This window comes from Anaerosolibacter sp. (assembly GCF_029240175.1).
In the GTDB taxonomy this organism is placed as follows: Bacteria; Bacillota; Clostridia; order Peptostreptococcales; family Thermotaleaceae; genus Anaerosolibacter.
This window is the reverse complement of record NZ_JARBTM010000021.1, coordinates 1-13721: the sequence shown is the minus strand read 5'-3', so window position 1 is coordinate 13721 and position 13721 is coordinate 1. Positions and strand designations below refer to the sequence as shown.

At 40.7% G+C, this 13721-nt stretch carries 14 protein-coding genes and 1 rRNA gene; all 15 read right to left on the bottom strand.

Translation table 11 applies throughout. The features are described from left to right. Nucleotides 1-175: 175 nt before the first annotated feature. Nucleotides 176-1597, bottom strand: a complete 1422-nt coding sequence (locus K0R93_RS14930; protein ID WP_300302855.1) for a sigma-54 interaction domain-containing protein — start codon at nucleotides 1595-1597, stop codon at nucleotides 176-178. Nucleotides 1598-1610: 13 nt separating this feature from the next. After that, entirely contained in the window at nucleotides 1611-1976 is a 366-nt protein-coding gene (locus tag K0R93_RS14925; protein WP_300302854.1) for a DUF1667 domain-containing protein, read from the bottom strand. Then, nucleotides 1977-3242 carry an NAD(P)/FAD-dependent oxidoreductase gene (locus K0R93_RS14920; RefSeq protein WP_300302853.1) on the bottom strand — a complete coding sequence of 422 codons (1266 nt, stop codon included), beginning with the start codon at nucleotides 3240-3242 and terminating at the stop codon, nucleotides 1977-1979. A gap of 12 nt (nucleotides 3243-3254) precedes the next feature. Next, entirely contained in the window at nucleotides 3255-4739 is a 1485-nt protein-coding gene (locus K0R93_RS14915; protein ID WP_300302852.1) for an NAD(P)/FAD-dependent oxidoreductase, read from the bottom strand. A gap of 384 nt (nucleotides 4740-5123) precedes the next feature. Beyond that, nucleotides 5124-6623 (bottom strand): glycerol kinase GlpK, encoded by a 1500-nt coding sequence (gene glpK / locus K0R93_RS14910; protein ID WP_300302851.1) that lies wholly within the window; start codon nucleotides 6621-6623, stop codon nucleotides 5124-5126. A gap of 76 nt (nucleotides 6624-6699) precedes the next feature. Continuing rightward, a complete protein-coding gene (locus K0R93_RS14905) occupies nucleotides 6700-7035 on the bottom strand; it encodes a Lin0368 family putative glycerol transporter subunit (RefSeq protein WP_300302850.1) in 336 nt (111 codons plus the stop codon). Nucleotides 7036-7081: 46 nt separating this feature from the next. Further along, nucleotides 7082-7462, bottom strand: coding sequence for a Lin0368 family putative glycerol transporter subunit (locus K0R93_RS14900; RefSeq protein WP_300302849.1), 381 nt, complete (start codon nucleotides 7460-7462; stop codon nucleotides 7082-7084). Nucleotides 7463-7532: 70 nt separating this feature from the next. Beyond that, entirely contained in the window at nucleotides 7533-8099 is a 567-nt protein-coding gene (locus tag K0R93_RS14895; protein ID WP_300302848.1) for a glycerol-3-phosphate responsive antiterminator, read from the bottom strand. Nucleotides 8100-8277: 178 nt separating this feature from the next. Then, the gene (locus K0R93_RS14890; RefSeq protein WP_300302847.1) at nucleotides 8278-8544 is read right to left on the bottom strand and encodes an HPr family phosphocarrier protein; all 267 of its coding nucleotides are present in this window, start codon (nucleotides 8542-8544) and stop codon (nucleotides 8278-8280) included. Between the two features lie 13 nt (nucleotides 8545-8557). Continuing rightward, entirely contained in the window at nucleotides 8558-8950 is a 393-nt protein-coding gene (gene dhaM / locus K0R93_RS14885; RefSeq protein ID WP_300302846.1) for a dihydroxyacetone kinase phosphoryl donor subunit DhaM, read from the bottom strand. 2 nt (nucleotides 8951-8952) lie between these two features. Then, nucleotides 8953-9591: a dihydroxyacetone kinase subunit DhaL gene (dhaL, locus tag K0R93_RS14880; RefSeq protein ID WP_330685178.1), complete on the bottom strand. Its 639-nt coding sequence runs from the start codon at nucleotides 9589-9591 to the stop codon at nucleotides 8953-8955. An 83-nt stretch (nucleotides 9592-9674) separates the two neighbouring features. Then, nucleotides 9675-10670 (bottom strand): dihydroxyacetone kinase subunit DhaK, encoded by a 996-nt coding sequence (dhaK, locus tag K0R93_RS14875; RefSeq protein ID WP_300302845.1) that lies wholly within the window; start codon nucleotides 10668-10670, stop codon nucleotides 9675-9677. A 272-nt stretch (nucleotides 10671-10942) separates the two neighbouring features. Further along, on the bottom strand, nucleotides 10943-12976 hold the full coding sequence (locus K0R93_RS14870; RefSeq protein WP_300302844.1) for a sigma 54-interacting transcriptional regulator: 2034 nt from the start codon (nucleotides 12974-12976) through the stop codon (nucleotides 10943-10945). Between the two features lie 129 nt (nucleotides 12977-13105). Then, nucleotides 13106-13330, bottom strand: coding sequence for a hypothetical protein (locus tag K0R93_RS14865; RefSeq protein ID WP_300302843.1), 225 nt, complete (start codon nucleotides 13328-13330; stop codon nucleotides 13106-13108). Nucleotides 13331-13623: 293 nt separating this feature from the next. Beyond that, nucleotides 13624-13721: ribosomal RNA gene (gene rrf / locus K0R93_RS14860) — 5S ribosomal RNA — on the bottom strand; the annotation flags it as partial.

The following is a 13721-nucleotide window of genomic DNA, read 5'->3' as shown; positions in this document are numbered from 1 at the left end:
CCCCTCTGACTACGGCATGGGAATACTTCCCCTGCACCCCTGATTTTTTATTGTAGAATATTTCAAGATCCTTATACTGCTCGTTCTTACTAAGGTTGATCCTAATTAGAATCTATACTTTCTTAGACAATAAAATAAGCCCATCAATTCTTTGATAGGCTTATATTCTCTATGCTTATTCTTCGATAATATTATATTTTCTCGCCTTGAAGGCCACTGTTTTATGGGTCACACCCAGGGCTTTCCCTGCTGCATTAAAACTGCCAAACTTTCTAATTGCATAACGAATGATTTCTTTTTCATATTCTTCCAAGGTTGCCACCTCTCCATTTTGATCAAAATCAATCAATGGTTTTATGCCCCCAGGAATATAACTGCTTTGATAAACATTGGATATATAGGACGGCAAGTCTCCCATGTCAATTTCATCTCTTTCTGTTAGAACAATCAGCCGTTCCATAAGATTCTCTAATTCACGAATATTTCCCGGCCAATCATAGTTACATAGACAAATCTCCGTATCTTCTGTGAGCCCTACAGATTCTTTATCAAGCCGCCTGCATATTTTTTCGATGAAGTGCTGAATCAGTAAAGGAATATCATCCTTTCTTTCCTTTAGGGCCGGTAGGTGGATAGGCACCACATTCAATCGATAATATAAGTCCTCTCGAAATTCACCCTTCTCCATGAGATCCTCTAAAGGACGATTGGTAGCTGCAATAATTCTTACATCACACTTTATGGTTTCTTCCCCGCCAACTCTTTCAAACTCCCGCTCTTGGAGAACCCTTAGCAGTTTTACCTGCATTTCCATGGGCATATCTCCAATCTCATCTAGAAAAATTGTCCCCCCGTCAGCCTGCTCAAACTTTCCCTTTTTTCTACGAATCGCACCTGTAAAAGCTCCCTGCTCATGGCCAAAAAGCTCAGATTCTAATAAGGTTCCTGGAATGGCACCACAGTTCACCTTCACAAAGGGCTTGCTCACCCTTTCACTAGAGTAATGGATCGCTCTCGCAACGAGTTCTTTTCCCGTACCGCTTTCGCCTCTTACCAATACAGTAGCAGATGTCTTTGCAGCTTTCTGGGCCATGAGCAATGCCTTTTCCATTACTTTACTTTTTCCAACAATCTCTCTAAAGTTCGGATTGAGGTCAGCACCAGGAGCCTCATTGGATACAGAGAACTCAATCAAAGTATCCTTTTTCTTCAGTTTGTCCATTGGCCATAATTCACGATATATGGCAATAACACCTCGAAATATTTCATGATGAAAAATTGGGGATGCAGCAACACTAATTTGATTGGCACCGATATAATTATTTAGATTCCCTTTTGTCGGCCTCTTTTCCCTATAGGAAGTCAGAATCACTTCATCATTTTGGGTATGAAATATGCTTTTACCCATCTCCCCCCTATGATTTACCCGTAAAAGCCTTTCATAGGATCGATTCACATACTCAATATGACCAAATTCGTTGATAATACAAATACCGTCTAGCATATCGTCAAATAATTGATTATATCTCCACTCTGTCAATTCCCTCTGTCCTATCTTCTTTTTTGTTCCAATGTTTGTGATCGCTGCTATTTTCACCCATATTCCCCCCTCAAGCCATACTTCTTGATGCAATGATATTCGCACCGGTGTTTAAAACATTTTCCACCACGATATCTCCCATCTTTATAGGTGCTTGAATCTCTATGTGATTTAAAAGCTTCATACATTCAAAAAGCATTGCCTTAGGAATCGGATGATCCGTACGGACAGGCAATCGATTTAAGGATGAATCCTTGATCTTTACTGTAGACGTAAGGGCTCTCGTTGGATTTACCTGCTCCATAATTCCATATTCGATTCCCCTATGGCATTGGTTCCCGGAGACCTTATAACCCTTTTCCTCATTTACATCCTCTTGTAAGGTCAGGCGGCATCCCATAGGACAGACAATACAAATCATTTCTTTTTTATTCATTTAAGCCCCCTCCTTCTCTAGACAAACTGTAAGCAGCCCACCACTCTTTTCCTTTAGAAACTTGGTTGGAATTTTAATACTTTCCATTTCACCTGGGGCAAGATGCTTCTTCGTAATGGTCCGTATCCTTACACCATCCAATTTAACCACCATATTCACATTGGTATACACATCATCTACCCGCATAAATAAATCCACTGTTTGTTCAACATTTTCTACCCTTACCATGTGGGGAACAATATAGCGAATTCCTTTTTCTGCCGCCGTTCTAAAGGAAGGGCCCCCATCCCATAATTCATCCTTGATAAACTTCGCAGCATTTCTTCCAGCTCTTCTGCTTTCCTCTGTTACCCAGTCTACCAAGTCGTGAACATGAACCACATTGCCACAGGCAAAGATTCCTTTTACCGATGTCTCCATGGCCTCATTGACCACAGGTCCCCCTGTAATCGAATCCAACTGAATGCCTGCACTCTTAGAAAGTTCATTCTCTGGTATAAGGCCTACTGATAACAGAAGGGTATCACATTCATAGTGCTGTTCTGTACCAGGTATAGGCTTTCTGTTCTCATCTACCTTGGCAATGGTAATTCCTTCTACTCTGTCCCGCCCCTTTATATCTATCAATGTATGACTCAAAAACAAAGGAATATCAAAATCATCTAAGCATTGTACAATATTTCTGGTTAAGCCGCCAGAGTAAGGCATCAACTCTGCCACAGCTTTAACCTCTGCACCCTCTAAGGTAAGTCTTCTGGCCATGATCAAGCCGATATCTCCTGAGCCAAGAATCACCACCTTCTTACCTACCATGTACCCTTCCATATTTACGAATCTTTGGGCTGTCCCTGCAGTAAATACCCCTGCAGGTCTTGTGCCCGGGATATTAATCGCACCTCTTGTTCTCTCCCTGCAGCCCATGGCTAAAATAATGGCTTTTCCCCGTATTTTTAGCAGTCCATCGGTACGATTCATCACCATCAACGACTTGTCTTCGCTAATATCTAATACCATGGTATCCAATTTATAAGAAATTCCCATGTCCTCCAATTGTTCGATAAATCGTTGGGCATATTCCGGTCCTGTCAGCTCCTCTTTAAAGATATGAAGCCCAAACCCATTGTGTATACACTGCTGAAGAATTCCACCAAGTTCCCGATCCCTTTCTATAACAAGAATACTGTCTACGCCGTTCTTCTTCGCTTCAATGGCTGCTGCTAAGCCTGCAGGGCCTCCTCCAATAACAACGATATCATAATTTAACATACCCATCCCCCCTTACAGTTCTTTTGCTGCTGCCACAGCATCGAAGCTCTCTTCAATTCCTGTATCTACCTTTGTTGGCCCTGTTAATAGATAGGAGCCTCTACGATCCTTGAGCACCTCTGTAATATCCATTTCGAGCTCCCTAGCAAGAATCTCCATTACCCTTGGCCCACAGAAACCGCCTTGACACCTGCCTGTTCCAGGCCTTGCCCTTCTTTTTACGCCGTCCACAGTCAATGCCCCTGCTTTTCTTCCAATGATATCTACAATTTCTCCTTCTGTGATACTCTCACATCGGCATATGATTCTTCCAAACCTTGGATCTCTTTTAATGAGCTCTGTCTTTTCTTCATCAGTAAGCTCCATAAACCGTATCGCCTTTCTTCGAATGGGATTAAAAGACTCTTTCTCTTTGAGTATGACACCGGAATTCTTTAGCAATTCTAAAACATATATCCCTATGGCAGGTGCAGCTGTCAAGCCTGGTGATTCAATACCAGCAACATCGATAAACCCTTTGGCTTCAGTCAACTCTTCAATGATAAAATCCCCCGTACTAGGCGTAGCCCTTAGGCCAGCAAAGGCTGTGATGATAGCGTGGGAAGGTACTTTTTCCGTAGATTTCTTCCCCTGCTCTCGAATGAACCCAAGGCCTTCCATGGTGGTTTCTATACTCTCTTTGCAGTCAAGCTCCTCTGCATCTGGTCCAACGATCAGATTCCCATGGACCGTTGGTGCAATTAATACGCCTTTTCCTTTTTTTGTGGGACATTGGAAAATCACTTTCTTTACAAAATCCCCTACACTTCTATCAAATACATTGTACTGGCCTCTCCTTGGTATGATACGAAAACTAGGGTCAGCCACCATGTTGTGCACCTCATCGGCATATAACCCTGCACAGTTAATGACATAAGCAGCTTTCAGCTTTCCCTTGTCCGTAGAAATCCCATAACCATTTTCCAGCTTTTCGATCTGTGTTACCTTGTGTTCCAGCTTCAGCTCTACCCCATTTTCTATAGCATTCTCTGCCATGGCTATAGCCAGCTCCCATGGCCCTACGATCCCTGCCGTTGGCGCATGGAGAGCAGCTATGATATCCTTATTTAGATTTGGTTCTAACGCCAAAATCTGCTCTCTGTCTAACATTTCCATGTTAGGTACACCGTTTATTACACCTCTGTCATACAATTCCTGTATCGCCTGAACGTCCTCATGATCAAAGGCCAATACCAAAGAACCTATTCTTTGAAAAGGTACATCTAATTCTTTACAAATCTCATCAAACATGGCATTGCCTTCCACATTAAATCTTGCTTTTAAACTTCCCGGCTTTGCGTCATAACCTCCATGGACAATGGCACTATTTGCTTTTGTTGTGCCATTTGCGATATCCGTATCTTTTTCAATCAAAACCACCTTCAAGTCATATCGAGATAACTCCCTGGCCACTGCACACCCGATGACGCCAGCACCAATAATCGCTACATCGTACACAAAACGCCCCCCTTTATTAAAATTTAATACGTTATCATAATCTAATATTCTTTCTTATATAATAAAAAAGGCCGCACAAATTAAGACCTATCTTTCCATAGGTTAATTTATGCGGCTCTCCAGATCTCAAGCCCTCAAATATGAAGTTATATATACATTATACTATATTTACACAAAGATATAAATAGCATTTTGGAATGAGGTTAAGGTTGAGGTTGAGGCTAATAGAGCTAGGGTTATCCTCGTATGTTTTCCCTATACGATACCCTAAGCACTTCAACCTTAACCTTAACCTCAGCCTTATCTTAGGGATTGCGGAATTCAGGCCTCTATTTTACAACGGGCCTGAACCCCGCATCCATCATCCACCAAGATGGATGAAAATTAATCTTCTAATTCCCACTTAAGCGCTCTATTAACAGCCTTCTTCCAACCTTTATACTTGCCTTCCTTCAGCTCTTCTTCCATACCAGGATTGAATGATCTATCCACATTCCATTTTTTCGCGATCTCTTCCTTATCATTCCAGAAACCTACTGCCAATCCAGCAAGATATGCTGCACCAAGGGCAGTTGTTTCTGTTACTTCTGGGCGATCTACTGGTACGCCAAGAATGTCAGATTGGAACTGCATTAAGAAGTTATTGGCAACAGCACCACCGTCTACCTTTAATGCTTGAAGATTAATACCAGAATCTTCTTGCATTGCTTGAAGTACGTCTCTTGTTTGATATGCAATAGACTCCAATGTAGCTCTAACGATATGGTTTCTGTTAGCACCACGAGTTAATCCTACAATTGTTCCTCTTGCATACATATCCCAATATGGTGCACCCATTCCAACAAAGCCTGGAACCATATAAACACCATTTGTATCTTCAACAGCTGTGGCTACCTCTTCACTGGCAGCTGCGCTATCAATTAGTTTTAATTCATCTCTTAGCCATTGAACAGAAGCTCCTGCAACGAAGATACTTCCCTCTAAGGCATATTCAACCTTGTTATCAATTCCCCAAGCAATCGTTGTCAATAGACCGTTGTTAGATGGAACAAGTTTGTCACCTGTATTCATCAACATGAAGCAGCCAGTACCATAAGTGTTCTTCGCCATACCTGGCTCAAAACACGCCTGACCAAATAGAGCTGCCTGCTGGTCTCCAGCATCTCCTGCGATTGGAATTTCAGCTCCGCCAAAGGTTTGTGGATCTGTCACGCCATATTGATAACTAGATGGCTTCACATCTGGCAACATAGCTGCTGGAATACCAAGCTCAGCTAAAATCTTCTCATCCCACTTTAATTCTTTGATATTAAATAACATGGTTCTAGAAGCATTTGAGTAATCTGTTACATGCACTTTACCCCTTGTCAAGTTCCAGATTAACCAAGTGTCCACGTTACCAAATAATAATTCGCCATTCTCAGCCTTTTCTCTTGCACCCTCTACATTATCAAGGATCCATTTTACCTTTGTTCCAGAGAAATAAGCATCTACAACGAGTCCTGTATTCTCACGGATATAAGGCTCTAAGCCTCTTGCTTTTAAATCATCGCAAATGGCAGCGGTTCTTCTACATTGCCATACGATAGCATTGTAAACAGGCTTTCCAGTATTCTTATCCCAAACAACTGTTGTTTCTCTTTGATTGGTAATACCGATGGCAGCAACATCTTGAGGTCTGATTCCTGTTGTTTCTAAAACTTCTCTAGCCACACCACTTTGGGTTCCCCAGATTTCCATTGGATCATGCTCAACCCAGCCTGGCTTAGGATAAATCTGTGTAAATTCTTTTTGTGCTACACCTACACTCTTACCATTATTATCAAATATAATTGCTCTTGAACTTGTGGTTCCTTGGTCTAAAGCTAAAACATACTTACCCATTTGTTCTGCCCCCTTTATTCATTGTACTGATGTTTATCAGAATATCAAAGATATAGTTGTACGTTATTAAACTGTCTTATAGGAAAGTTGCCAATACAAAAGCTCCTATAGTACCACCAACAATTGAAGAAATAATCGTTGGCATTGCTTTTGAAAGACTTGCTCCTGAATAAATACCTCCTGCTAATAATCCAAATCCTGCTGCCCATGCCATATCAATCCACGCACCACCAGTTTGGAATATCATTCCTACTCCGTGGTTAAGAGCCCATGTTGTTCCAACTATAAAGCCAGCTGCCATCCACCCGCCTATGGCGCCCCATGTCTCTACCATTTTGCCCCAACACATGCTGATTAGGAATGGAAATATGAACGCTCCCACAAATGTTGAAATCATCAATCCTGCTGTCATCTTTTACCCCCCTTTCAAATTATATGACTTCTACTTTTTCAAATGGTTAAGCTTCTTCCTTCGCTTCAACTTCCTTCTTCGCTAAATCTTTTTGGAACATTGCAGCAACAATACCTCCTGCCATACCACCTAGGATAACAATCACCAATGTTGGGATTGACTCCACTAGAGGAGTAATAGATCCTGCTGAAAATACTGGTCTTAATGTACCACATACACCAATCGCTAATGCCATGTCAACCCATGCGCCTCCGTCAGGGTTGTGTAGCACGCCCACGTAGTGATTCATAAACCACATAGTACCGATGATGGCAAAACCTGCAAACCAACCACCAGCAATACCATATGCCCCAGCAAATGCACCCCATACACTCATGACAAACATACCTGCGATGGCACCGCCAACCATAGTTCTAAAGTTTTTCATTTTTTTCACCTCCTTAAAATAAAATGGAATATCTAAAAGGTAAACGTTTACCTTTTTTAAAAAAATTTTTCTATAAAGCCCATATTTCTTCTTTGCTTGTAGAAATGCCCATGGCACCAGCCTTTAAGCTTTCTATCACGTCATCCTTATCCTGTATAAGGCCCCCTGCAATGACGGGTATTCGCGTCTCTTGATGGATGGTTTTGATAATCTTGGGCATAATACCTGGTAAAATCTCTATGGCATCAGGCTTTGTATGGTGAATAGATTTGATTCCCGTCTCCAAAGAAAGAGAATCTAAAATGAACAGCCTTTGTATAGCAAACATATTCATATCCTTGGCAATCTTTATGAGGTTACTCTTTGTGGTAATGATCCCATCAGGCTGAATATTGTCATGGATATATTTTAGGGCTGTGGCATCCTTTGAGAAGCCTTCCATTAAGTCTATATGTATATATATGTACATGTTCTTTTGTTTAACCCTATCAACAATATTTTTTAAATTAAAAATATTACCTGCCATTAAAAATATGATTTCACAGGGTGATTGGATCGCTGGTTCTAATTTCTCTGGATGATTTACTGCTGCGATCACAGGACTTTCTTGTACCTTGCTATAAAATTTATTGCCCATGCCTATCCTCCCCTTTGATCTTTTATGATGCAATTTACATGCCAATATTTAATTGTAGTAATTTTCAGTATTTTTCATGTTCACCATTCTATCTTTTGATACTTTTTTCCATTACTTCTTTTCGGTTTAATATCCCTTGGTAAAAAGTATCAATAATAATTATTTGTTAATTTTCTTTCTACTCTTCTCCAAACCTATTATTAAATAGACTGGTGATACTATCCATGGCTTCACCCTCGTCATCTCCATAGACATAAACTTTAACCGTATCCCCTTGTTTGGCCTTTAAAGTCATTAATGAAATAATGCTTTTACAGCTTACAAGCCTGCCATTGTGCTCAATTTCAATATTGCTGCCATATTTACTAGCCTCTTTGATTAATACTGTGGCTGGTCTAGCATGGAAACCTTCTCTGTTCTGTATCTCAATGGTTCTCTCCAGCATAATTTCATCCTTTCTATAGCTTGCTAACCTCTCTGCATTCCTCTGCAGCTCCTTTTACTTGAACTAAGGTGCCGCCTATAGACGCCTGAAGGGAAGCTGCAATGGCACCTTCTAAAATAGGTCCATCGGCAATAACAACCCTTTCTCTCTGCTCCCTATCTAAAAACTCTATGGCCATTTCTGTACTCATGATGGCGCTGCCTAAATCTACCAATACCACAACACCATCTCCATCATCGGCTTTTTCAATGGCATCTTTAATTCTATTTGCATCTGTTCCGATATCTCCATCGACCATGCCGCCCGCATCAATTACCTGTACTGGTGATTGGATCATCTGAATACTAAGCTCTTTGATTCCCTGGGCTGCCTTATTGCTATGGGAAACGATTACGATTCCTACCATCCCTATTCCCCCTTTGCCATCACATCAACAATCGTCTTTAATATGATGCAGCTGGAGGTAGCACCGGGGTCCTGATGTCCAATACTTCTTTCCCCTAAGTAGTTGGCTCTTCCTTTTTTTGCAATGATGGTCTTGGTATATTCCAGCCCTTGATAGGCTGCCCCTAACATTTTTTCACTTGCTTTTTCCGTACTTTCTCCTTCTTCAAAGGCTACTTTCCATGCCTCAAAGGCCGGAACCAGCACATCCAGCATGGTCTTATCTCCACGGCTTGCCTTACCCCTGGCAATAATTCCTTGAATTGCCTCATCAAACATTTTGATACTGTCTTCTACAGAGATGTACTCTTTTCCTGCAACCACTGCCCCTGCCTTCATAAATGCCGTTCCATAGAGAGGACCAGATGCACCTCCTACAGTAGAGATTAAGCTCATGGCAGCAGTCTTTAATATGGTCCCACAATCCTTGTCTCTTAGAGACTCTAACTTTTCCTTTACAGCTCTAAAGCCTCTGTTTAAGTTAATTCCGTGATCTCCATCCCCTATGGCCTGGTCTAAATCCGTTAAATGAACCTTATTTTCTTCAATAACAATAGTAATTTCCTCTATAACTTTCAGCAATTGATCTCTTGTCATCATCATATATCTCCTTCCTGCCTACAGAATTCTAGAATAGATAGGATTTAGGAACAGGGATTTCTCCTGTTCCTAAATCCATGAACATATTATAATTGTGTAAATGCAGGGGTATCTGCTGTAGCATCCAATAATTCTTTTAATTCTTCATCAAGTTTTAGTATTGAAACAGAAGCGCCGGCCATCTCAAGGGAGGTCATGAAGTTTCCTACCAAAGTTTTATAAACCTTGATACCTTTTTCCGCTAAGATGCTACTTACTTTTCTATTCATGATATATAATTCCATTAATGGTGTGCCACCCAAGCCATTGATTAATAGAGCCACTTCACTTTGTGAATAGTCTATATCTTCTAGGATTTTTTCTACAAGATGCGTTGTTATTTCATCAGCAGTTTTGATCTCATCTCTATGGGTTCCTGGTTCTCCATGGATCCCTAAACCTACTTCCATTTCATTTTCAGCCAGTTCAAAGCTTGGCTTTCCTGCTGCTGGTACTGTACAAGGTGTTAATGACATCCCCATGGAACGAACATTGGCGATGGTTTTCTCTGCTACTCTTTTTACCTCATCTAAATCCATTCCCTTTTCAGCTGCAGCTCCTGCAATTTTATGAATAAAAACTGTTCCTGCAATTCCTCTGCGCCCCGTGGTCCAAGTACTGTTCTCTACAGCCACGTCATCATTTACAACGACACTAGCCACCTTAATGCTTTCCATGTCTGCCATTTCTGCTGCCATCTCAAAGTTCATAATATCACCAGTATAGTTCTTAATAACCAATAGCACACCTGCACCGCCATCCACAGCCTTTACAGCTTCAAAAACCTGATCTGGTGTAGGTGATGTAAATACAGCCCCTGCCACAGCACCGTCCAGCATACCTCTACCTACAAAACCACCATGGGATGGTTCATGACCGCTTCCACCACCGCTAACCAAAGCAACCTTACCATTAACAGGCCCATTGGCACGGACAAGGACATTAAAGCCTTCTAATTTTCTTACATACTGTGGATGTGCTTTTACAACGCCTTCCAACATTTCCTCTACGACTGCCTCTGGATGGTTAATAATTTTTTTCATAGAAAAATCCCCCTTTTCTATTCTACTTACCTCATGGTAAGTTAGTATGACAATTTCTTTGTCTGGAAAAATATATGCTTATCCCCCTAGCCTAATACCTGAATCTAGAAATAAGCAATCTTTATGCCAAAATAAAAGATTAAGCGTTCTTTTGGCTTGGATATATTCCCAATACTCCCATTGTCTTTTTAAATTTGTTTTTGCCTGCTGAAGACCCCTCACAACGCCCTAGCATTTTTTATCAACAATTAGAAAAGAGTTGATAAATTTTATCAACTCTCCTTGATTAACTGATATTTTCTCGCTTTTAAGGCAACGGTTCTATGGGTAATACCCAATGCCTTTGCTGCTCGATTAAAGGTTTTATGTTTTTCTAGTGCCCGCTGAATGATTTGTTTCTCATACACCTCCAGAGGTACGACATCATCATGAATAAGGTGAATCAATTCTTGAGATTGGATGCTTTCTTTTCCCCGAATATAGCTAGGTAAAGTATCCACACATAACTTTGGCCCTTCACCTAAAGCCAAGCCTCTCTCAATAATGTTCTCTAATTCTCTAATATTCCCTGGCCAATCATAGACCTCTAAAGCATTTAGTGCTTCCCTTGTAATTTCCTTTAATGCTGCATCTTCTCTACTACAAATCTTTTCAATAAAATGCTCTGCCAGTAAAGGAATATCCCCTTTTCTTTCCCTCAGGGGCGGTAATGTGATCGGGATTACGTTCAATCGATAATATAAATCTTCTCGAAATGTTCCCTTGGCTAACATTTCCTCCAACTTTTTATTGGTTGCCGCAATGACTCTTACATTTACTCTGATGACCTCAAGACCGCCTACTCTTTCGAATTCCCGTTCCTGTAGTACACGCAGCAGCTTTACCTGTAAATCCCGATTCATATCCCCAATTTCATCCAAGAAAATTGTACCTTGATTGGCCAATTCAAACTTACCTAGTTTTGTTTTTATCGCCCCGGTAAAAGCGCCCTTTTCATGACCAAACAATTCACTTTCCAGCAGATTTTCAGGGATAGCTGCACAGTTCACCCGGATAAATGGCCTATTCTTTTTTTCACTAGCCTGATGTATTGCTCTGGCCAATAGTTCTTTTCCTGTACCACTCTCCCCGCGAATTAAGATGGTAGACGATGTTTTGGCTGCCTTTGAAGCCATGGTCAAAACTTCCCTTAATGTCCCGCTGCTCCCAATAATGCTATGAAAAGCCTCTTCAATTCTTTGATTTCGTGAAAGCTCCTGTTGAAAATACTCTATTTTTTCCTCTGCTTCCTCAAGCTTTTTCATCATTTGTTGAAGCTCAGTGATTTCTTTCCCTGTAGATATGACCCCTTTCATTTTTCCATCAATAAATATAGGGGTGGCATTGGTAATAATTTTTGTATGGTGTGCTGTTTGAATAGGTACCCCTAATTCCTTTTTTCCGCTCTTTAGTACCCTTCCTGTCACATCCGCGGGCAATACATCGACCATATTCTTTCCCAAAATACAGCCTTTCTCAACATGCCATATTCTTTCAAATGTCGGGTTAACATAGGTAATCTTTCCGTGCTCATCAATCATAGAAATAGCATCATGGGTATGCGCTAAAATGGTACCGAATCTCTCCTTTATTTCCTTTACGGACTCCAGTTCATGGGATAGTCTTTCTACTTCAGATATATCTTGAAATACAGCAACAGCACCTATGATTTTACCCTCCACAATGATAGGAGATCGATTGGTGATAATCATCGTTTTTCCAATCACTTGTCGATCACTTTTCATTTCCTCTCCTGTTTGAAGTACCCTGTGGAGTTTTGAATCCTCCAATACTTTATGGGCTTGATGGCCAATCATACTTTCCCGCTTTAACCCCGTAATTCTTTCCGCTGCCTTATTAAATATGGTAATTACATTATTTTCATCCACAACCATAATACCGTTAGATAAACTTTCAAAGATTTTTTCGCTGGTCAGTGTGGTCTTGTCAATTACCTTATCTACTTCATCAGCACTGACATGGCTAAGGTCGATTTGATCTATCAGATATTCTGATATTTCTTCTAGGGCCTCTTGTCCCCTTTCTCCTTCACAAATAAGGACAATCTCATCACCCTTCCTTATGCTTAAGCTTGTTAATGCCACCATACTGGTAATAGGGATTTTTATATCCTCATTTGTCTTCTGTATCCATATATATACATCATATTTTCTATTGATTTCACTTCCCTTATAAGTCAATGCAGCTGCTACCCTTGCATGAATACCTCTGTTATGTGCAATCGTGATTCTCTTTCTATGTTCCAAAAAAACCATCCCCTTTGTGGAAATATCCCCTTATGTTTATCTAGTTTATCATACTTATGTGTATTTTTCAGAATATTCTTTTGTGTATTATGCAAAAAATAGTTGATGGACCAAATTTTAGTCCATCAACTATTTTTTCTTTGCACTCAAGTCTTTTACATAGGATACAATCACCTTACATTTGCTGCAAAGGGCATAGAATCGAATGGGGCAAGCCATATCTTCATAATCTTCATTCACAGATTCATTCTTAATGATCCGAAACCCTGTGTCCTCCATACACCCTGGACACACATACCGATTAAACAATAGGGGTGCTTCCAATACTTTTTTACCTTGTATCGTTTTCCTCATATTATACTTCCTTTTATGCATTCTTGTTATTTCTACATTATATCTTATTTTTATCAAAAGTACAAAATACCTGGGAAACTACGAAAAAGATAATTACTACGTAGCAAGATCGAGATCAAGACTGAGATCGAGTAAAGGCGGTAGGGGCGCGGGTTTCCCCGCCCGTACGGTTCTTATCTTAATCTTAATCTCGATCTCGATCTTGATCTGCGACATTTATGCCGTATCCTTTATCAAAAAAGAAAGAACGCAAGACGACTCTTCTTCGTCTTGCGTTCTTTATGTACTTCTGTAACCAGCGACGACCTACTCTCCCAAGGGGCTACCCCCTAAGTACCATCAGCGCTGAAGGGCTTAACTTCTGTGTTCGGTATGGGAACAGGTGTGACCC